This is a genomic window from Streptomyces sp. NPDC090022 (assembly GCF_044748145.1).
Lineage (GTDB): Bacteria > Actinomycetota > Actinomycetes > Streptomycetales > Streptomycetaceae > Streptomyces.
In genome coordinates this window covers 217,663-237,948 of record NZ_JBIVFN010000003.1, presented here as the reverse complement: position 1 = coordinate 237,948, position 20,286 = coordinate 217,663, and the positions used below count along the sequence as shown (strand labels likewise).

Here is a 20,286-nt window from a genome sequence, read left to right as displayed (position 1 = left end):
GGCGGAGGAGCCGACGGCGGGGCCCGGTGGCGTCGGCCGCGGCGCTCGCACCGGCGCGCACGCGTGTCCAGGCCCGCGATGCCCGGGGCGCGCCCCGGGAACGATGGCCGCGGCGGCCCGGCTGCCGTCGGCCAGGGCGGGCCCGCGGCGTCGGACGTCCGGCATGCGGGGCGTGGCGACCTTGGCGCATGCTGTCTGTGTGACGGGCAGACCGGACGAGCCGGCGCTGGTACTCGCCCGCGCCACGGTCGACGCGGTCGAAGCCGTCGACGGGTTCGCGGGCGGTGTCTATCTGCCCTCCGGGACCCCGGGGCTGCTGAGGCTGGCCGTACTGACGGGACTGCCGGGAACGCTGTTCCGTCCCTGGTGGCGCATGCACGCCAACCGCCCCTTCCCCGTCACCGAGGTCCACCGCACGGGACAGCCGGTCCACCTGCCCGACGCGGAGGCCGCCATGCGGCGCTTCCCGCAGCTCATGGCCGGCCTGCCCTATCCGTTCGGTTCCCTGTTCGAGCCGCTGGTGAGCGGCCGCGAGCGGTTCGGGGTGCTCATGGTGCTGCGGCCGGCCACGCCCGGCCGTCCCGTGGGCCCGTCGGACCGGCAGCGGCTGCACGGCATTGCCACCCGGCTGGCACGGACGCTGGACCGGATCTCGGCCGAGGGCGTCCGCATGGCCTGGGACGAGGACCCCCTGTGCTTCCAGCTCCCGCTGAGCGCCCCGCCCCCGCCGTCGGCATCGCCTTCGGCGCCGCTCGCGCCCATGACGTGGAACGCGGACGAGGCGCCCCCGGCGGCGCTGACCGCCGGGTGGGACGCCGAGGACGTCTTCGGCATCCGGACGGCGGCCGGCCTGCTCGCCGCCGAGCAAGGGGAGCACGCCGCCCGGCCCCCGTCCACCCGGCCCCCGTCCGCCCGCGCCCAGCCCGTACGCGCCCAGCCCGTACGCGCCCGGACGGCGCTCACCCTGCCCGTGCGCGGCGTCCCCGGGGAGGCCCGCACCCTGGAGCTCGTGCCCGCCGCCGGTCACCACGTGAGCGGGGCGCTGCTGCGGTCCCGGTCCGACGACGCCACCGACCGGCTGCCGCAGGCGCTGGTCGGGCTCGACCGGCTCGGCCGGGTCGTCTTCGCCAACCGCAGCGCCGTCGACCTGCTCGGCGGTCCCCTGACCGGCCGGGTACTGTGGCAGGAGCTCCCCTGGCTCGGCGGTCCCGCGCACGAGGACCACTTCCGGGCCGCGTTCATGTCCGGTGACGCCGTGACCTTTCTGGTCCGCCACCCCTCCGGCGCCTGGCAGTCGGTCACCCTGCACGCCGACCGGACCGGCGTGACGGTCCAGCTGTCCCCCGCCGAGCAGCCGGTGTACGCGCCGGAGTCGGTGATGCGGCCCGGCGGGGGCCTCGGCTCCCCCGCCGACCGGGCGACGGCGCTGTACCGGCCGGTCGCGCTCGCCATCGCGCTGACGGAGGCCGTCACGGCCCGCCAGGTGTCGGCGGTGGTCACCGAGGAGCTGCTGCCCGCGTTCGGCGGCCGCCAGCTCGCGATCTACCTGCTCGGCGAGCAGCACCTCCATCTCGCCTGGGAGACGGGCTTCCCCACCGGCTTCCTGGACCGCTTCGACGGGGTGGGCCTGGACGTACGGCTGCCGGGCGTCGAGACGCTGACGACCGGCCGGCCGATCTTCTTCGAGTCCATGGAGCAGCTGGCCGACGCCTACCCGGGCATCCCGCTCGACGCCCACGTGGGCGCCCGCGCGTTCCTGCCGCTGATCGCCTCGGGCCGGCCGGTGGGGTCCTGCATCCTCGGGTTCGACGCTCCGCGCGGGTTCAGTCCGGAGGAGCGTACGGTCCTCACGGCGCTCGCCGGGCTGATCGCGCAGGCGCTGGAGCGGGCGCAGCGCTACGACACCGAGTCGGCCCTCGCCCGCGGGCTGCAGGCGGCGCTGCTGCCGCGCCGGCTGCCGGTGCACGAGAAGGTCGAGACGGTCGGCCGGTACCTGCCGGGCACGGAGGGCATGGACGTGGGCGGCGACTGGTACGACGTCATCGAGACCAGGGACGGCCTGCTGGGCCTGGTCATCGGGGACGTGCAGGGCCACGGGGTGGCGGCGGCCGCGACGATGGGCCAACTGCGCAGCGCCGTACGGGCCTTCGCCTTGAGCGGGAACACTCCGCAGCAGGTGGTGTCGGGGACGAACCAGCTGCTGATCGACCTCGATCCGGGGCAGTTCGCCAGCTGCTGCTACGTACTCCTCGACCCGGTGACGGGGCGGGCGCAGGCGGTACGGGCCGGCCACCCCCAGCCGCTGCTGCGGGCCCCGGACGGCACGGCCGACGTACTGGACCTGCCGGGCGGGGTGGTGCTGGGGGTGGACGGGGAGGCGGTGTACCCGGTAACCGAGCTGCTGCTGGAGCCGGGTTCGGTGCTGGCGCTGTACACCGACGGGCTGGTGGAGCAGCCGGGGATCGACATCGACCTGGGTGTGGAGAACCTGCGCAAGGTGCTCGTCGACGCCGGGCCGGGCCAGCTGGCGGAGACGGCGGACCGCCTGATCAGCGAGGCCGGGCAGGCCACCGACCGCCCCGACGACATCGCGCTGCTGCTGGCGGCGCGCCCCGTCGCGGCGGACCGGCCCCACTGACGCACGGCCCGCTGACGTACGGCCCACTGAGACACGGTGGCCGTTACATCGCCTTGCCGCCGGCTCTCCGAGGAGGCGTCACCTGCGCAGGCCGTCGATGAGTTCCGGAGCGATCTGCGGCGCCGTGAGCGGGACCTTCGGCTTCTCCGGAGCGGGGGCCGGGGCGGGGGCGGGGGCGGCGGTCCCGCACAGGGCCTGGTCGGTCAGCTTCTGCAGCGCCGCGTCGCCGGGGTGCGGAATCAGCTTCCCCTGGTCGTCGAAGCGCTGGTACTTCATCAGGTTGTAGCCGATGCTGACCTGCCGCCGGCCGTCCGCGCTGGCGTACGACTCCGTGCCCGCGCCGAAGACGGCCCCGTTGTGACCCCAGGCCGGGCCGCACGAGGTGTCCACGGAGAGGATGCCGAGGCCGTAGTTCATGACGACCGTGCCGTCCGGGGCCTTCACGGGCCACGTCGTCCGCATCTCGCGGAGCTGGGCGGCGGGGAGCAGGCCGCCGCCCAGCAGCTGGCGGTAGAAGCTGTTGAGGTCCTGCGTGGTGGAGATCAGCGCGCCCGCGGTGCCGGCCCACGTCATGTTGTACTCGCTGTAGTCACGCGGCGGGTCGATCAGGCCGAACCAGTTGTCGTACATCTTGGCGTGCGGGCCCTTGATCTTCGCGGCCGCGCCCGGGAAGTAGGTGTCGCGCAGCCCGGCCCTGCGGATCACGTCGCGGGTGATGACCTGCTCGGGGTCCTGGCCGGTGACCTTGCGCAGCAGTTCGCCGAGCAGGATGTAGTTGGTGTTCGAGTACGCCCAGTCGGTGCCGGGCTCGAAGGACTGCGGCAGCGCCACGCCGAGGTTGACGAGCTCGGTGGGCGTGATCGTGCGGTGGCGCTCGTCGTCCAGGCTGCTGGTGCTGCCGGCCTTCAGGGAGGGGAAGGCTTCCCCGATGTAGTCGGCTATGCCGCTGGTGTGGTTCATCACCATGCGTACGGTGATCTTGCGGCCGCGCTCGCCGGGGACCAGTTCGGGCAGGTAGTCGCCGATGGGCCGGTCGAGGCCGATGCGGCCCTTCGCGCTCTGCTGGAGGACGGCGACGGCCGTGAAGGACTTGGTCACGCTTCCGACGCGGTGCCGCAGGTCGGGGCGGGTGGGCCGCTGGGTGACGACGTCGGCGAAGCCCGCGGCTCCGTTCCACCGCGCGCCGCCGTCGCGTGCAGCGGCGTAGACGCCGTAGATCCCGGCGTCGTGGACGGCGCGCAGGCTCGCGTCGAGCGCCTTGCGCTCCAGGCCTGCGGTGAACGTGCCGGACGTCGCGGAGTCGGCGGCCGGGGCAGTGGCGGCCGAGGCTGCCGGGGCGGCGGCGGTCAGCAGGGCGAGGGCGACGGTGGCCGCGGCGGCGGCCTGCCGGACGCGGCGTCCCGCGTGCGGGGTCCGCTGCCGGCGGGCGGGGCGTCCAGAGCTGGCGGTGTGGTCGAGTCGGTCGGGGTGCGTGGGGTGCACCTGCGGCTCCTATGGGTCGGCTTGGTCGGCCCCTTGGGGCGTCAAATGATCTTCAACACCTCAATTCTCGGGACGCCACGCAAGCGGCCCATCGTCCCGGAGGACGATCCGGGCGCCGTCACGCATCCGTCCGAAGGAGTAGAAATCTCACATGACGTCTCGTCACAATCCTTATGTTTCAACCCTCCTGGAACGGTCAGACGCAGTCCGTCCCGGCAATTCCGGCTTCGTTCCGGTTCACATCACTTCAGTCCACTCGACCGAGAGGATGCGCGATGAGCGACGTGGTACGGCTCCCGGGAGCCGTCCTCCAGCACTGGCAGTGGCAGTCGGGGGCGGCGTGCCGCGCCCTGGGCCCCGGCCGCTTCTTCCACCCGGCGGGCGAGCGGGGCGAGGACCGCGAGGGGCGCGACGAGGCGGCCAAGCGCGTCTGCGCGCGCTGCCCGGTCCGGCAGGCCTGCCTGGACCACGCGCTGCGCACGCGTGAGCCGTACGGCGTGTGGGGCGGGCTGACCGAGGAGGAACGCAAGGCCCTGTCCGGCCGGCCGGGACGGTCCGGCCCGCCCCGGCGCCGCACGCCGCCCACGCGGTGAGCACGGTCCGGCGTATCGGGGCGCCCGGGACCGCCGAGGTCCCGGGCGCCCCGATCCGTGTGCGCCGGACCGTGTTCCCGTGTCACCCCACCGGCACCCGCTCGGCCTCGGGCCGGGCCTCCCGGGGCTCGCCGCCGCGTACCCGCTGCGGTGACAGCGGCCACCACAGGGAGCGGCCGAGCAGCGCGGCCAGGGCCGGCACCAGCACGATGGACAGGAGCAGGGCGGACAGCATGATCCCGACCGCCGTGGCGAATCCGGTCTGCTGGGTCCCGGCGTGCGGGCTCACCGCCAGGCTGCCGAAGGACGCGGCGAGCACCACGCCGGCCGTCGCGATCGCCGGTGCGGTGTGCCGTACGGCGCGGGCCACCGCCGCACGGGCCGGGCCGGGCCGTTCCATCTCCTCCCGCAGCCGGTCGCTGATCAGGATGTTGTAGTCGGTGCCCAGCGCCACCACGAACAGGAACAGCACCAGCGGAAGCGTGAAGTCCACGCCCGGCCGCTCCAGGACGTGCTGGAAGACCAGCGCCGACGCGCCCAGCGTGGCCGCGAAACCGAGCCCGACGGCGAGCATCAGCACCACCGGTGCGAGCAGGCTGCGCAGCAGCACCAGCAGGATGACGGCGATCAGCGCCGCCGCCACCGGGAAGATCACCTTGAGGTCCTTGTCGACCGCCACCGCGATGTCCGCGAACACCGACGCCGTTCCGCCGACATGGGCCTGCGTCCCCGTCGGCAGGTTCGCCCGTACCGTCTCGCGGACGGGTCCGGAGACCAGGTCACGGGCCTGCTGTCCGCCGGACTCCACGGTCAGCAGCAGGTCGATCCTGGCCGCCTTCCCGTCCCCGCTCAGCACGGTCGGGGCGACCTGGCCCACCCCCGGCACGCGGGCCAGCGCCGCCGCCAGCCCGGCCACGCGCTCAGCGCCGAGCGGAGCGCCGTCCTCCGTGGTGACGAGCACGCTCGTCGGGTCGGCGGCACCGGCGGGCAGGGCCCTGGAGATCTCCGCGGCCGTCTCCGCCGCGGCGGTCCGCTCACCGCCCGCGCCGGACTGGCCGTAGTCCATGCGGATCCCGGCCAGACCCGCCGTCAGCGCGCCGAGCAGTACGAGCGAGGCGAGGACGAGCGCCACGGGACGCCGGGCCGTCAGTCGGCCGAGGCGGCCCGCCGCCCCCTCGCGCGGTTCGCGCTCGAGGGCGCGCGACGGCCAGAACATCCTCCGGCCCGTCACGGCCAGCAGCGCCGGCATCAGCGTGAGGCTTCCCAGGAGCATCACCAGGACCGACACCGCGATCGCCGGGCCCAGCACCCGGAACTGGCCGAAGGAGGCGATCCCGAGGGTGGCGAAAGCGGCGACGATCGTCAGTGCCGCCGAGGTGACCGCCGCGCCCACCCGGCCGGCGACCTCGGTGGCCGCCTCGCGTCCGCTCTGCGCGGGATGGCGCCGCAGCTGTTCGCGGAAGCGGAAGAGCAGGAAGAGGAAGTAGTCGATGCCGATGCCCATCAGCACCACGTTGATCAGCCCGGGGGTGGAGGGGGCCAGCCGGATACCGGAGGCGATCGAGGCCACGACCACCGCGCCGGCGGCAGCGCCGCCGATGACGGACACCGCGAGGAGCGGCAGCAGCGCCGCGAACACGCTGCGGAACACCAGGACGTGGAGCAGCACGATCAGACCCAGCACCACCGCGCCGACGACCGCCGACCGGGTCTCCTCGGCGTCGGCGTCGTCCACCGTGGTGGCCAGGCCACCGGTGAACCCGGTGCGCAGGCCCGCCTCCTGGAACGCGGCCCTCGCGCGCTCCCGGAACTCCTTGTACGTGCCCTGCACGCCCGGATCCTGCGGATTGCCCTTCAGTTCCACGGACAGCAGCCGGAAGGACCGGTCCGGGGCCGTCATGCCGGCGCTGACCCGGGGGGTCTGGGAGTGGTCCTCCACGAAGGGCAGGTCGTCCTCGTTCCTGGGCATGACGACCTCCTGCCGGGCCAGGCGCCGTACCACCTCCTCGATGCCGCGCTCGTCGGACGCGGCGAGCGCCGCCCCGTCCTCGCGCGCCACCAGGACCGTCAGCGGGTTGGAGTCCGGCCGGGCACCGAAGCTCTCCTCGGAGATCCGCAGCGCCGCCGCCGAATCGTAGGACGGGGGCAGGAAGCCGTCGTTGCCGGGCTGGGTGGCGCGGAAGACGAACATCTGGCCCAGGAACGTCAGACCGATGCCGAGCACGGCCCAGAGGGCGATCACCTTCCATGGGTTCCTCGTCGAGCATCCCGTCAGGGCGCGGATCACTGTTCTCCTCCGGTTGGTCATCGATGGGGGGCGGTCGGTGGGGTCACCGGGCCGGGGTCACGGCCGGGGTCACCGGGCCGGGGTCGCCCGGCCGGTATCCAGACCATCAGCGGCCGGGCGGGAAAACGTCCTGGTGGAGGAGGATTCCGCGGCCGGGACCACGGTCCGGGTTCCGGTCCCGACCAGGACCCTGGTCCTGGTCGCGGCCGGACCGGAGGGCGGGTGTCCGGGGCGCTCCCCGGTGTGAGAATGGGGCCACGAGGGCAGCCCGACGGCGGTCCGTGGGAGAGGGGCCGAACGATGGGCACGCGCGCCGAGAGGCTGACGTGGTCGCGCAATGACGCGCTGGTGGCGGTCGGGACGGCCGCCGTGGACCTCACGGGCTTCGCCCTCGGCACGCAGTTCGAGGACGTTCCGCTGGAAGTCGCGGCGGCCTTCCTCATGACGGCCTCGTCACTCGCCCTGCTGGCCCGCCGCCGTCACCCGGTCGTCACGCTCGCGGCCGTCCTGCTGCTGGGCGTGGTGGTGAACCTGAGCGCCCCGGTCCCGCCGCACTTCGGCCTCACCCCGACCGTCGCCCTCTACTCGGTCGCCGTGGCCTGCCGGGTGCCCGTGCTGGTGGGAGCCGCCCTCGTGACGGCGCCGCTGACCAGTCTGGGCCAGGGCGGACTGACCTTCGACTCCGGCGTCGTGCTCCTCGCCAACACGGGCGCCACCCTGCTCGTCGTCACCACGGGCCTGGTGGTCAGACGCCGGCAGCGGGAGGCCGAGGCCAAGCGGGTCCTGCTCGCGGAGCGGGCGGTGGCCGAGGAGCGCCGCCGCATCGCGCGCGAGCTGCACGACATCGTCGCCCACCACATCACCACCATGCAGCTCATGGCCGGCGGTGCCCGGGCCAACCTCGGCCACGACCCCGAGGCCGCCCGCGAGGCCCTGGTCACCCTGGAGGGCTCCGGCCGGCTCGCCCTCGGGGAGATGCGGCAACTGCTCGACGTGCTGCGGGCCGGAGAGGAACCGGAGGCGGTACCGCCGGCCCCGCAGCCCGGGGCCGGGGACCTGGAGCGGATCGTCACGGAGTCCCGGCTCGCCGGGATGGACACCGAGTTCACCGTCAGCGGCCCGCCCCGACCGCTGCCGCCGACCGTCGGCCTGACGGTGTTCCGGGTCGTACAGGAGGCCCTGACCAACGCCCGCAAGCACGCCGGGAACGCGCCCGCCCGGGTCCGGCTGACGTACCGTCCGGACGAGGTCGCCGTGGAGGTCCGCAACGCCTGCCCCGGCGACGGCGCGGGCCGGCGCACGCCCGCCCGGCACGGCGGGTACGGCCTGATCGGCATGCGGGAACGCGTCGCCCTGCACGGCGGCACCCTGGAGGCGGCCTCCCACGAGGACGGCGGCTTCCTGGTCGCGGCCCGCCTCCCCGTACCGGCGTCCCCCGAACCCGCCGAAGCCCCGCGGCACCCGGTCCACGCGCCGCACACGTCACGAGAGGAACACCGCCGATGATCCGCGTGCTCATCGCCGACGACCAGCCGCTGGTACGGCGCGGCCTGGCCCTGATCCTGGCGCCCGACCCGGACATCGAGGTGGTCGGCGAGGCCGCGGACGGAGCAGAGGCCGTGGCCCTGGCCCAGCAGCTCCTCCCCGACGTGGTGGTCATGGACATCCGGATGCCCGTGCTCGACGGAGTGGCCGCCACCGGGCAACTGGCCGAGGTCCGGCCAGGGTCCCGGGTACTCGCGCTGAGCACGTTCGACATGGACGAGTACGTCGTCGCCGCCCTGCGTGCCGGCGCCTACGGCTTCCTGCCCAAGGACGTCTCGCCCGAGGAGCTGATCGCGGCCGTCCGTACCGTCCACACCGGCGAGGCCGCCGTCGCCCCGAGGCTGTTGACCCGGCTGATCTCGACGTACGTACGGTCGGCCCCGCGCGAGCCCCGCCCCGCCCCGCCGACCCCCGCCGGACTCACCCCGCGCGAGGTGGAGATCTGGCGCCTGCTCGCCTGCGGCCTGGACAACGCCGGCATAGCGGCGGAACTGGACATCAGCGTCTCCACGGTGAAGAACCACATCACCGCCGTCTTCGGCAAGCTCGGCGTGCGCGACCGGGCCCAGGCGGTGATCGCCGCGTACGAGACGGGCCTGGTCCAGGCCGAACGACGGAGCCCTTGACCACCACGCGGGATCCGGTCGCGGAGAGGATCGCCCCGGAGTTGTTACACGTGTAACATCTCGGCAATCTCCGTGCCGCGCGGTCGCGGCCGCACCGCCCCTTGCGAATCGAGGCGACGATGACCCAGACCCTTCCCCCCGGGCTCGACCTGAGCTGGCCGCCCCCGCCCTTCCGGGCTCCGGGCGACGCGCGGACCGATCCGGCGGGGACCCGGTTCTTCGACGGGCTGACCTACGCCACCACGCCCGGGTACCGGCCGCGCCTGCTCGACGTCCACGTGCCCGCCTCCGCCGAGGGTCCGGTGCCGGCCGTGGTCTGGATCCACGGCGGCGGCTGGCTGGACGGCGACCGTCGCTACCCGCCGCCGACCGTGCCCGTCGAGCTGCTGCACGACTCGGTGCTGCGCGCCGGACTCGCGCTGGTCAGCGTCGACTACCGGCACAGCCTGGAGGCGCCGTTCCCGGCCCAGCTGCACGACGTGAAGGCCGCCATCCGTTACGTCCGCCACTTCGCCGGCGCCCTCGGCATCGACCCGGACCGGATCGGGGTGTGGGGCGAGTCGGCCGGCGGCCACCTGGCCGCGCTCGCCGGGCTGGTCCGTCCGGACGGCGACCAGGGCGTGACCCTGGAGGGCACCGAGGGGGTACCGGAGGGCGACAGCGGCGTCGTGGCCGTCGTCGACTGGTACGGCGTCTCCGAGATCGCCCCGCTGCTCGCGCACCCCCTGCCGCCCGCCCCGCCCGGCACGCCGTTCCCGAACCCGTTCGAGGCGCTGCTCGGCGGCGCCCCCGAGGAGCGCGAGGGGCTGGCCCGCACCGCCAGCCCGGTCAGCTACGCGGGCCCCGCCGTCCCGCCGCCGTTCCTGCTGGTCCACGGCACGGCGGACGGCCTGGTGCCCTACAGCCAGAGCGAGATCCTGGCGAGCGCCCTGGAGGGCGTCGGCGGCGATGTCACCCTCCGTCCGGTCGACGGCGCGGACCACATCTTCCTGGGTGCCCCGGACGTCACCCCCATCGTCGCGGAGAGCGTCGCCTTCCTCGCCGGCCGGCTCCGCCGGAGCAGGTAGTTACACGAGTTAGCACAGTGGTGGTCCGGGGCCGGCCGGCGTGCCGGCCGGCCCCGGCGCACGAACATGGGTGGCGCGTGACGCGTGTCGGCGGCTTCCGCCGGGGCCCGCGTGCCACGCTCGGGGCTCATGAGGGAACCCGGCCACCCGCTCACGCTCAGCATGGTCGTCCTGACCGCGTCGACCGGTCTGATCGAGGCGGTCAGCCTGCTGGCCCTGGGACCGGTGTTCACCGCGATGCAGACGGGGAACGTCCTGTTCCTCTCCTTCGGGGCCGCCGGTGCGCGCGGCCTGCCCGCGCTCTGCCCCGCCGTCTCCCTCCTCGCCTTCGCCGTCGGCGCGGTGTGCGGGGCCCGCGCGGAGGCCCGGTACGCCGCGCGGGGCCGGCGGTGGGTCGTCCTCGGGCTGCTCGGCGAGGCGGTCCTGATCGCCGGCGCGGCCGCCGTCGGCTGGGGGCTGACCGCCCGGTTCGGCTCGCCCACGCCCCGGCACCTGGCGGTGACCGCCCTGCTGGCCTTCGCGATGGGCCTGCGCAACGTCACGGCCATGCGGGTCGGCGTACCCGGGGTGCCGACGACGCTGGTGACCCGTACCCTGACCGCGCTCCTGGGCTCGTCCCTCGGTCACGACGCCACGTTCGGGCACGGTGCGGCGGCCTGGGGGCCGCGCGCGGCCGCCCTGCTGGCGATGTTCGCGGGCGGGCTGACCGGCGCGCTGCTGGTCGGGGCCGGCTGGACGGTGAACTGGCTGCTCGTCCCGCCGCTGGCGCTGGTCCTGCTGGTCGCCGCCGTCCGCCTCGCCTACCCGGCCCTGGGCCCGCGCCCCACGTGACGTCGCCGTCCGACGATCCCGGCGCGGCCCCGGCGCGGTCCCGGCGCGGTCCCGGCGCGGTCCCCCCGCCGGACACCGGCGCCCGCTACTGCGCGCCCGCCCCGCTGCGGGCCAGCGCGAACACCCCGGCGACGATCAGGGCCACTCCCAGCAGCTGCGGGGCCAGCCACCACCCCGCGCGCAGCCGTTCCTCGTACAGCAGGACGCCCAGCAGCAGGCTCACGCCCGCGTCGCCGAGGGTGAGTGCGGGCTGCGAGGCCACCAGCGGGCCGCCCTGCATGGCGTGCTCGAGCAGCAGCAGCGCGCAGATCCCGGCCGCCCCGAACGCGTACGTCTGCCAGCTCGTCAGGAACCCGCCGAGCCCTCGCTCGTCGAGGATGTGCATGGACGACTTCATCAGGGCCGCCGTGAGCGCGTAGCAGATGGCGGTGGCCGCGCCCAGGCACCCGGCGCGGGCCCGGCCGGGCGGCCGCCGCAGCCCCGCGAGCGCCAGCGCCAGGACGGCTGCGGCGCACGCCGCGAGCGCCGGCACCCAGCGGTCCAGGGGTACGTGCGTACGGTTGCCCGCGGGCGAGGCGGCCACCAGCGCCACGCCCAGCCCGGCCACCACCCCCGCCACGGCCAGCCACAGGACCCCGGGCAGCCGTTGCCGCGTCAGCAGCGAGGCGATCAGCAGCGCGAGCGGCAGTTCGAGGACGAACAGCGGCTGGACGAGGGCCAGCGGCCCGGTGGCCAGCGCCACCGCCTGCCCCACCCCCGCGGCGATCACCGCGAGGATCCCGGCGAGCCAGACCGGCCGCCGCAGCAGATCGAGGACCAGCCCGGGCCGGAATCCCTCGGACTGCTGCACGGTCACCGCGGCCCGCCGCTGGAGCACCGTGGCGAGCGCGTTGCTGAGCGCGGCGAACAGCGCGCAGAGGACCGGCACGACGAAGCCCATGCGCCGATCCTCGGCCCCGGCCGCCCGCCCGGTCCGCCGGGGACCGGCACGCCCCGCGCCATTCGCCCGTACAGCCCCAAGTCCCGTGTCACCCGGCCGCGCCCCGTGTCGTCCGGCCGCGCCCCGTGTCGTCCGCCGGGCCCCGGTCGGGCGAAACTCCGGCGGCGGGCGTGGCCGGGCAGCCGCCCGGTGGTACCTCGTGGGAATGCAGCCGCCCCCGGTGTCACCCCTCCTGCGCACGGCCGCGGCCTACGCGTGGCGCCTGATCGTCGTGGCCGTCGGCGTGTACGGGGTCTTCGTCGTGCTGGGCCGGTTCCACGAGATCGGCGTGGCGCTCTTCCTCGGCCTGGTGGTCACGGCGCTGGTGCGGCCGCTCACCGATGTGGTGGCGCGCGGGCTGCCGCGTCCGACGGCCGTGGCCGTCTCCCTGATCGGCTCGATCGCGCTCGTCCTCGGCGTGCTGGCCCTGGTGGGCGAGGCGGTGGCGGGCGAGAGCACGACGCTGGCGCGGGAGTTCCGGGACGGCCTGGACCGCATCGAGCGGTGGCTGGAGCAACCGCCCCTGCGGCTCAACCCGCAGGCCCTGACCGATCTGCAGGTCCGGCTCGGGCAGTGGCTCTCCAGCCACCGCTCCACGCTGGTCAGTACGGCCGTCAGCGGTGCGAGCCATCTGGTCGAGGTGCTGACGGTGCTGGCGCTGGCGCTGTTCTCCTCGGCGTTCTTCATCCACTCCGGCGACCGGATGTGGGCGTGGTTCTGCGACCAGTTGCCGCGCAGGGCGGTGCGCGGGCGCTGGGAGGTGGCGGGCCGTGCGGCGTGGCGGACGTTCACCGGCTACACGCACGGCATCGTGCTGGTCGCGGCGACGAACGCCGTGCTGGTCGGCATCGCCCTGTACGTCCTGGGCGTCCCGCTGGCCGTGCCGCTGGCCCTGCTGGAGTTCTTCGCGGCGTTCATCCCGCTGATCGGCTCGCCCGTGGCGCTGGCGGTGGCGGCGGTGGTCGCCCTGGCCGCGAAGGGACCGGTGATCGCGCTCATCGTCGTCGCGCTGATCGTGGTCATCGGGCAGATCGAGGGGCATCTGCTGCATCCGCTGGTGATGAGCTGGGCGGTACGGCTGCACCCGCTGGTCGTGGCGATCTCGGTGATCGCGGGGGCGGTGGCGGCGGGCGTGGTCGGCGCGGTGGTCGCCGTACCGCTGGTGTCGGTGTGCTGGTCCGTCGTGACCGCGCTGCGCGAGGCCCGCCGGGCGGAGGCCGCCGCGGACCCCGGCCCCGGCCCCGGCCCCGGCACTCAGCCGATGTGACCGGGACCCACGGCGGCGTCTGCGCCGGCTCGACGTGAACCCGCGCCCCGGGACTCGGGCTACCGGCCCGGCTGCGTCGGGAAGCCGCTGGGCCAGTCGGTCGGGAACCCCGAGGGGAACGCACCCGGCGGAGGCGTGGGGAAGCCCGAGGGGAATTCCGTGGGGAAGTCCGTGGGGAACCCGGTGGGCGGGTCCGAACGGCGGGGTTCCGCCGGCCCCGTCGGCAGCCGCGGCACGTCGTGGTCCCCGCCCCGGTCGGTGCCCGTCACGTACAGGACGGCGAAGGCGACGGCCCCGGCCGCCAGCAGTCCGCAGACGGTGCCCGCCACACCCAGGGTGAGCGCCGTCCGCCCGCGACCGGGCGGCAGCGCGGTGGCCCGGTCCGGCCGGCCCTCGGGGTGGCGGACCGTGACGACGTCGCCGGGCACGGTCGTGGCCGCCCCGCCCGCCTCCTCGAACCGGTGCGTGCGCCCGTCGGGGGTGGTGAACTCGTACACGTGCCGGTGGGTACGGGAGGAGCCCGCCGACCCCTGGGCGCGGCGGGTGACGACGTATCCGCCCACGCACCGCCCCTCGGCCTCGATCCCACTGCGCCAGGCCGCCTCGACCCGCCGCACCCGGACGACCGTCCAGGTCATCACGAGGGCGCAGAAGACGAGGATCAGCGCGGGAACGATCAGCGGCAGAAAGATCATGATCAGACGATATGCCAGGAGCCGGGCGCGTCCCACCGATTACCGGACAGGCCCCGTGGCGGCCCGCCCGGCGTGCGGGGCCCGTGGCGACAACTCCCTTTCTTGACAAGGGGGTTGCTGCCTAGACTGGCGTTTTCCGCAGGTGCTGGTCCGTGGAGCGGGGGACGGCATGGGCGCAGGCGCGCTGCCGCGCGAGTACCGCATCAAGGCCGGTCGTATGACCGTGCTCTACCTCGCCGTCGGGCTGGGCACGCCCGCCGCGCTGCTGCCCGTGTGGACCGGCGAGGACATCCCGGGCTGGGTGGAACTGCTGGTCACGGCGCTGCTGCTGGCCCTCTTCGGCTGGCTGCTGTTCGCCGCCAGGCGCTGCGCCACCTCCGTGGACCTCAAGGGCATCCGGGTGCGCGGGTTCATCGGGCAACGCCGGCTGGCCTGGGCGGAGATCCAGGACATCCGGGCCGTCCCCAACCCGGCGGCCGCCATGCAGCAGAACGCGCCGGGCGTCATCACGTACGCCTACGGCCCCGCGGGCAGGCGCGTGCTGCTCATGTACGTCGACGACCTGCACGTCGCCGTAGACCGCGAGGTCGAGCTGATCCGGGGGGCGTGGACGGAGCTGCGGGGCGCGGACTGGCGGCCGGACCCCGAGGCGGAGCGGCGGATCGGCCGTCAGAACGCCCGGGACGGCGGGGCGTTGCTCGCCGTGTTCTGGGCGATCGGCGCGATGTCCGCGTTCCTGGTCCTGTTCCTCGTGCTGCTGCTCAGCGAGACCGCCGACCTGCCGGCCTGGCCGCTGTTCGTGGTCCCGGTGGTGGTCTTCCTCGCGGTCTGGCTGGGTTCGTACCTGCGCAACCGCGACCGCTAGTGCTGCGGCACCAGCCGGGAACGGCGAAGGCCCCGCACCGGGTCACGGTGCGGGGCCGACTGGTGCCGACTGGTGCCGGCTGGTGCCGGCGGCGGATCAGTTCCGCGGATCAGTTCTGCGTATCAGTTCCGCGGATCAGCTGCGCCGATGCGATCACCAGGTGCCGGGCAGGGTCTGCCAGCTCAGGAAGCCGTTCTCGAAGCCTCCGTCGGGGCGGCCCTTGAAGGTGAACGCTCCGGTCGCGCCGCTCGCGTAGTTGTACATGCTCAGGACGTCGTCGCGGCCGTCGCCGTCCGCGTCGCCCGAGACCGGGTAACCGGCGTTGGAGGCGTACCAGTTCTCGTCCGGGGTCTCCCAGCTGCGCACCGCGTCGCCGACGGTGCCGTCCGGCTTGGCGAGCAGGGTGGAGAGCGAGGCCTGCCCGTTGCCGTGGTCGTACATCAGCGCGGCGTCGGCGCGGCCGTCGCCGTTGTAGTCACCGATCGTGAACTTGGTGCGCGGGTACTCCCATTGCTCCTTGGTCTGCGTCCACGACTTCACCGGGGCGGCGAAACCGCCGCCCGCCTGCCCCTGGAAGGTGAACATCGCCACGCCGCCGGCCGAGTAGCCGTACAGCGCGAGGATGTCGTCGCGGCCGTCGCCGTTGGTGTCACCGGCCCGGAAGCTGGCGTTGAAGATCCACCAGTTGCCGGCGGCCACCTTCCAGCTGGCGACGGCCGAGTTGAAGGTGCCGTCGGGCTTGGAGGTCCAGGTGTGGGTGCCGGCCGATCCGTTGCCGTAGTCGTAGACCATGGCGATGTCGGAACGCTTGTCGCCGTTGAAGTCACCGGCCAGGAAGATGCCCTTGGACCAGTCGAAGTTGCCCACGGCGGCCGTCAGGCCCTTGACGGGCGTGAAGGTGCCATTGGCGTTGGACAGGAACGACCACAGCGCGTTGCTGCCGTCGGCGTAGCCGAAGACGGCGCCGATGTCGTCGCGCCCGTCACCGTTGAAGTCGCCGGTGACCCACTTGGAGCGGCTGTAGGCGAAGCTGCCCTTGCCGCTCGTCCAGCGGGCCGTCGGCTCCTCGAAGCCGCCGTCGGGGCGGGCGTCGAGGACCCACAGGGCGGTGGTGTCGGCCCCGTAGTCGTAGACGGTGGCCAGGTCGGCGCGGCCGTCACCGTTGAAGTCGCCCGACAGGTCGGTGCGCAGGTGCGCCGTGCGGTCCGCGGCCTTGTGCTCGACGGTGGAGCCCGTCGTGCGGTTGTGCCGGATGTAGCCGTTCTGGAAGTCCTCCCGGGGTCCGCCGGCGACCTCGTACTCGTCGGAGACCGGGTAGCCCAGGGCGCTCTTCTCGCCGCCGAGCTCGATCCACTTCTTGCGGATCGAACCGAACACCGACCAGGCGCCCTTGGCCTTGGTCCAGTAGATCGAACCGGTGGCGGCGGCGTCGGAGCGCTTGCGGAAGTGGTTGAAGCGGCCCACGTTGTCGGCGACGTTGGTCTCGTCGGTCACCGGGTAGCCCAGGTAGCTCGCCGGGCCGCCGAGGGCGGTGTACTTGTCGTACACGCCGCCGTGCACCGACCAGGCGCTGGTCTCCGGCGACCAGTAGATGCCGCCCTTGCCGCCGACGGGCGAGTAGAACGTGGAGAAGCGGCCGACGCCGTCGAAGGTCGCGGTCTCGTCGGAGGTCGGGTACCCGATGATGCCCTTCTCCGCGCCCAGCGCCATCCACTTGGCGCGGATGCCGCCCCACACCACCCAGGCGCCGCTGCTCGGGTGCCAGTAGATGGAGCCGTTGTCGCTGGTCTGGCCCTCACCGCGCAGGTGGACGAACCGGCCCACGCCGTCACTGGTGACCTGGATGTCGCTGGACGGCTTCCCCAGGGCCGTGCCGCCCTTGGCCAGGAACTTGGCCAGGATCGGACCGCACACGGAGTGCTTCTTGTTGGCGGCTGCCGCGGAGGGGAACTCCTGGCACTCGGACCAGGAGGTGCCGCCGAGCACGAGCTGGCGGCCGGCGCCGAACGCCGAGCCGGCGACCGGGGCCCGGCCGGGGAACTCGGTGATGCGGCCGTCGCCGTCACGCGCGTACAGGTCGGCGAATCCGTCGGCCTCGAAGTCGCCGTTGGTCGTCAGGTTCGGGTACGCCGCGCCGGTGAAGCCGGTGCCGATGGCCGTGGCCCGCGCCGCCGGGTCGGCGTACACGGTCAGGTCGGCGACGGTGGGAGAGGTCGCGTCGGTGGTCTTGCGGCTGGTGTACTGGTGGATCTTGCCGGAGACGGTGTCCCGGGCCCAGATCTCCGGCAGGCTGTCGCCGTTGAGGTCGCCGGGCGCCAGGAGCGTCATGTTCTTCCAGTCGGCGTTGCCGAGCAGGATGGGCTCGTTGATGGCGTCCAGGTAGCCCACCGGCGAGCCGAGGTACAGCCAGAGCTGGTCACCGGACTTCACCAGGAGGTCGGGATGGTCGGCGTCGGTGATCTCCGGCTTGTCGTCGTCGTTGTTGACGCTGCCGATGGAGAGCACCTGGTCGGCCTGGGACCAGTGGTCGTCGATCTCGGGGTTGCCGACCATGAGCTCCAGGCGGTCGCTCTGGTCGTCGAGCAGGCTGCCGTCGCCGCGGTTGGGGTAGACGTACAGCTTCCTGCGTTCGGCGTCGTCGAAGGCCGGCCGCAGGGTGACCAGGTCCTCGTAGAAGTCCTCGTTCCAGCTGCCGCGGTGGGTCATCGAGGTGACGTTGGCGAACGAGTCGCTGTCGTCGAGGCGGCGCGACACGTCGAAGCCGCCGTCGCCCTTGCCGGGGTGCATCCACAGCTTGCCGGAACCGGGGTCGACGCTCCACATGTCCACGTGGCCGTCGCCGTTGAGGTCGCCCGGCTTGTCACGGGTGGGCCGGCGCTTGGTGTAGAAGAGGTACTCCTTGATCTCCGACTGGTTGCCGGAGGCGTCGAAGCTGCGCACGAACAGGCGCTGCGCCCCGGTCGTGTTGGCCTTGTAGGAAACCTCGACGGAGCCGCCCGGGGCGGTGGTCGGCACCTCGTTCACCTTGGGATCGGTGTCGGTCCACCAGCGGTAGCCGGTGACGTCCTTCACCGTGTTGGCGCCGAAGACGAACTTGCCCGTGGTTCCGGCGACCGCCATCTTCGCCGGGTCGTCCACGCTCTCGAGGAAGACCGGCGACGACACCGTCGGCCGCTGGTCGGGCCTGGTGCGGTCCATGGTGAACTGGCACTGGCCGGCCCAGGGACCGGGCGCGGCGATCTTGTCGCTGGTGCGTACGTCCCACTTGTAGGTGCCGTCGAGGTTGCCGGCCGGGATCCGCAGCTCGGCGATGTTGCCGTTGGCGGCCTTCACCTCGGTCTTGACCGGGGCGGCGCCGTCCTTCCAGTAGTGGAACTCGGCGTGGAGGGTGGTGTCCTCCTTGTCCGTGACCCGGGCGCGCAGGACGACGTAGTCGGTGGTGCCGATCACGCCACCGGTGCAGGGCACGGACGGGTCCGTGGAGCGGTCCTTGGGCGCCGGCGGAGGCGTGTTGAACTTGATCGAGATCCGGGCGCTGTTGGGGTCGAGCTTGCGCCAGGAGACGTCGACGGTGTCCTTGGCGGCCTTGAGGCCGAAGGTCCAGGTGCCCCAGTGCTTCTTGGCGGCGTCCGCGACGGCCGACTTCACGTTGAGCTCGATGAGGTCGCCGTCGCCGGGGCAGTTGCGCCCGCCGTAGGACTGGCCGGTGGCGTCCACCATCCGCGCCCAGCCGGGCTGGTTGTTCCAGGTGGTGGACTTGGAGATGGTACCGGTGTCCCAGACCTGGATGTCACCGGACTTGCAGCTCCAGGAGCCCGCCGACTTCTGCTTGATGCGGAGGGTGGACTCCAGGATCTGCTTGTCCCAGTACTCCTTCATGCCGACCTGGAAGAAGGTCTTGGCACAGACGACCTGGTTGCCGTTGGAGGCGTCCTTGGCACAGCCGACGCGGGCGTCCTTGCTGAGCGTGCCGCCGTTCCAGTAGTTCGTACCGGCCGACGACGGGAAGGCGTTGTGCTTGTAGGCGATCGTCCACGCCGTCTTCCAGGCGTCCCAGGTCGGGTCGATGACCACGGGGTACGTGGTGTCGGGCGCCGTGAGCAGGCTCTTGTCGGGCGTCAGCGTGAGCTTCTCGCCCGCCAGCTTCACGCCGAGGTCGGCCTGCTTGGTGCCGTCGGTGATGCCGTCGACGGGAGCCGCGGGAGCGGGAGCCGCAGGAGCGGGGGCCGCAGGAGCGGGGGCCGCGGCGGGCGCCTCGGCCGCGGCGGTGTCCGAGGGCGCCGACCGCAGGGACTTGCCGGCGGGCGCGGAAGCGGCCGGGGCCTTCGAGGCGGGGGCGGAAGCGGCCGGCGCCTTGGCGGCGGGGTCCTTCGCGGCCTGGGCCTTCTCGCCGCTCGCGTCCCACATCTGGGGCTTGGCGGAGCCGAACACGGTCTGCCCGGCCGGGTCGACGGCGCGGAGCTGGCCGTCGGCCTCGGCGCGTATGTCGAGCCCCTGGGCCTTGAGGCCGAAGTCGAGGCGGGCGAGCGCGGGGTTGGCCGCGGCCTCGCGCGTCTTGACGACCAGCGCGTGGGCGAAGCTGTCGACCTGCGCGGTCACCCTCAGGTCCACTCCGGGGAGCACCTCGCGGTAGAGGGCGCTGTTGCCCTCGACCACGGGCGCGGGGAGCGGCTTCGGCCAGGACAGTGAAACGTTCCTGCCGTTCTTCGACATGACGGCGAGGGGGGCGTCACCGCCACCGGAAAAGGCCAGCCCGATGTCCGTCGCCTTCGGCGAGAGGGTTCCGTTCTTCGCCTTTTCGAGGGTGGTGTCCACCGGAATCAGGCTGCCGCCCCGGCGTACCCGTACGGGCACCAGAGCGCGTTCCGCCGTCATGGTCCCGTCGGGATTGGCCCACACCTCCTCCATCTCGGTGCGCTGGCCGACGACCTCGACCGGCTTCCCGGTCCGCTTCGCCTCGGCCGAGGCCTTGATTGCCTCGTTCGCGGGAGACGCGGCTTCCTTACCGGGGGTATTCCCGCTGGGCCCGGCCGCCAGTGCCACGGGGGCGGTCCCGATCAGTCCGGCGGTCAGCGCCAGGCTGGTGACCAGTGCCGATGCCCTCCAACGGGGCGGTGGAGCGGTGGCACGCAGGCGCGCCAGAGGTGGTCTCACGAATATTCCTCGGGAGTCGTCCCGCGGCCGTGGAGAGCGCTTCCGGCGCGCGGGTGTCTTTTCGGTCGGCTGAGCCTCTCACAGCAATCCGGCCATTCCCCGAAATCGGAATTCGCAATTCCGTATCACCGTATACCTATGTCCCGGTTTCCGACTGTCTGTACGGTGAAATCTCTGAACCCGACGGCGTTTCCGAGAACCGTTCGGCAGCATGTATCTTCGATTCGCGCGCGAGCTGTTATGGGATTCTTTTGCGT

General features: G+C 73.4%; 13 protein-coding genes. 8 read left to right on the top strand and 5 right to left on the bottom strand.

Annotation, left to right across the window (positions count from 1 at the left end; translation table 11 throughout):
- Positions 1 to 163 precede the first annotated feature (163 nt).
- Positions 164 to 2,638, top strand: a complete 2,475-nt coding sequence (locus tag ACIPXB_RS08940) for a SpoIIE family protein phosphatase (protein ID WP_401446463.1) — start codon at positions 164 to 166, stop codon at positions 2,636 to 2,638.
- A 78-nt stretch (positions 2,639 to 2,716) separates the two neighbouring features.
- Here ACIPXB_RS08940 and ACIPXB_RS08935 read toward each other — a convergent pair whose 3' ends face one another.
- Entirely contained in the window at positions 2,717 to 4,120 is a 1,404-nt protein-coding gene (locus tag ACIPXB_RS08935) for a serine hydrolase domain-containing protein (protein ID WP_401446460.1), read from the bottom strand.
- Between the two features lie 275 nt (positions 4,121 to 4,395).
- Here ACIPXB_RS08935 and ACIPXB_RS08930 point away from each other — a divergent pair, with 275 nt between their 5' ends.
- Entirely contained in the window at positions 4,396 to 4,713 is a 318-nt protein-coding gene (locus tag ACIPXB_RS08930) for a WhiB family transcriptional regulator (RefSeq protein ID WP_401446457.1), read from the top strand.
- A gap of 82 nt (positions 4,714 to 4,795) precedes the next feature.
- Here ACIPXB_RS08930 and ACIPXB_RS08925 read toward each other — a convergent pair whose 3' ends face one another.
- Positions 4,796 to 6,955 carry an MMPL family transporter gene (locus ACIPXB_RS08925; RefSeq protein WP_401446454.1) on the bottom strand — a complete coding sequence of 720 codons (2,160 nt, stop codon included), beginning with the start codon at positions 6,953 to 6,955 and terminating at the stop codon, positions 4,796 to 4,798.
- 345 nt (positions 6,956 to 7,300) lie between these two features.
- Between ACIPXB_RS08925 and ACIPXB_RS08920 the strand changes: the two genes are divergently transcribed.
- The 4 genes from ACIPXB_RS08920 (at position 7,301) to ACIPXB_RS08905 (ending at position 11,069) form a co-directional block, all read left to right on the top strand.
- Positions 7,301 to 8,506: a sensor histidine kinase gene (locus tag ACIPXB_RS08920; protein WP_401446451.1), complete on the top strand. Its 1,206-nt coding sequence runs from the start codon at positions 7,301 to 7,303 to the stop codon at positions 8,504 to 8,506.
- Complete coding sequence (locus tag ACIPXB_RS08915) at positions 8,503 to 9,171, top strand: response regulator (RefSeq protein ID WP_401446448.1); 669 nt, start codon at positions 8,503 to 8,505, stop codon at positions 9,169 to 9,171. The genes ACIPXB_RS08920 and ACIPXB_RS08915 overlap by 4 nt, the downstream gene beginning before the upstream one ends.
- A gap of 119 nt (positions 9,172 to 9,290) precedes the next feature.
- Positions 9,291 to 10,238: an alpha/beta hydrolase fold domain-containing protein gene (locus tag ACIPXB_RS08910; protein ID WP_401446445.1), complete on the top strand. Its 948-nt coding sequence runs from the start codon at positions 9,291 to 9,293 to the stop codon at positions 10,236 to 10,238.
- Positions 10,239 to 10,367: 129 nt separating this feature from the next.
- Positions 10,368 to 11,069, top strand: coding sequence for a YoaK family protein (locus ACIPXB_RS08905; RefSeq protein WP_401446442.1), 702 nt, complete (start codon positions 10,368 to 10,370; stop codon positions 11,067 to 11,069).
- Positions 11,070 to 11,154: 85 nt separating this feature from the next.
- Here ACIPXB_RS08905 and ACIPXB_RS08900 read toward each other — a convergent pair whose 3' ends face one another.
- Positions 11,155 to 12,009, bottom strand: coding sequence for a DMT family transporter (locus ACIPXB_RS08900; protein ID WP_401446439.1), 855 nt, complete (start codon positions 12,007 to 12,009; stop codon positions 11,155 to 11,157).
- A gap of 205 nt (positions 12,010 to 12,214) precedes the next feature.
- On the opposite strand from ACIPXB_RS08900, the gene ACIPXB_RS08895 reads away from it, so the two are divergent.
- On the top strand, positions 12,215 to 13,315 hold the full coding sequence (locus ACIPXB_RS08895; protein ID WP_401446436.1) for an AI-2E family transporter: 1,101 nt from the start codon (positions 12,215 to 12,217) through the stop codon (positions 13,313 to 13,315).
- A 59-nt stretch (positions 13,316 to 13,374) separates the two neighbouring features.
- On the opposite strand, the gene ACIPXB_RS08890 is transcribed toward ACIPXB_RS08895, so the two are convergent.
- A complete protein-coding gene (locus ACIPXB_RS08890) occupies positions 13,375 to 14,010 on the bottom strand; it encodes a DUF3592 domain-containing protein (protein ID WP_401446433.1) in 636 nt (211 codons plus the stop codon).
- Between the two features lie 169 nt (positions 14,011 to 14,179).
- Between ACIPXB_RS08890 and ACIPXB_RS08885 the strand changes: the two genes are divergently transcribed.
- Positions 14,180 to 14,875 carry a PH domain-containing protein gene (locus ACIPXB_RS08885; RefSeq protein ID WP_401446430.1) on the top strand — a complete coding sequence of 232 codons (696 nt, stop codon included), beginning with the start codon at positions 14,180 to 14,182 and terminating at the stop codon, positions 14,873 to 14,875.
- A gap of 153 nt (positions 14,876 to 15,028) precedes the next feature.
- On the opposite strand, the gene ACIPXB_RS08880 is transcribed toward ACIPXB_RS08885, so the two are convergent.
- Complete coding sequence (locus ACIPXB_RS08880) at positions 15,029 to 20,029, bottom strand: FG-GAP-like repeat-containing protein (RefSeq protein ID WP_401446427.1); 5,001 nt, start codon at positions 20,027 to 20,029, stop codon at positions 15,029 to 15,031.
- Positions 20,030 to 20,286 lie beyond the last annotated feature (257 nt).

Bases quoted from the DNA above. Each gene is read 5' to 3' on its own strand.
- ACIPXB_RS08940 (WP_401446463.1), top strand. From the start codon at position 164: ATGCGGGGCGTGGCGACCTTGGCGCATGCTGTCTGTGTGACGGGCAGA.
- ACIPXB_RS08930 (WP_401446457.1), top strand. From the start codon at position 4,396: ATGAGCGACGTGGTACGGCTCCCGGGAGCCGTCCTCCAGCACTGGCAG.
- ACIPXB_RS08920 (WP_401446451.1), top strand. From the start codon at position 7,301: ATGGGCACGCGCGCCGAGAGGCTGACGTGGTCGCGCAATGACGCGCTG.
- ACIPXB_RS08915 (WP_401446448.1), top strand. From the start codon at position 8,503: ATGATCCGCGTGCTCATCGCCGACGACCAGCCGCTGGTACGGCGCGGC.
- ACIPXB_RS08910 (WP_401446445.1), top strand. From the start codon at position 9,291: ATGACCCAGACCCTTCCCCCCGGGCTCGACCTGAGCTGGCCGCCCCCG.
- ACIPXB_RS08905 (WP_401446442.1), top strand. From the start codon at position 10,368: ATGAGGGAACCCGGCCACCCGCTCACGCTCAGCATGGTCGTCCTGACC.
- ACIPXB_RS08900 (WP_401446439.1), bottom strand. From the start codon at position 12,009: ATGGGCTTCGTCGTGCCGGTCCTCTGCGCGCTGTTCGCCGCGCTCAGC.
- ACIPXB_RS08895 (WP_401446436.1), top strand. From the start codon at position 12,215: ATGCAGCCGCCCCCGGTGTCACCCCTCCTGCGCACGGCCGCGGCCTAC.
- ACIPXB_RS08890 (WP_401446433.1), bottom strand. From the start codon at position 14,010: ATGATCTTTCTGCCGCTGATCGTTCCCGCGCTGATCCTCGTCTTCTGC.
- ACIPXB_RS08885 (WP_401446430.1), top strand. From the start codon at position 14,180: ATGGGCGCAGGCGCGCTGCCGCGCGAGTACCGCATCAAGGCCGGTCGT.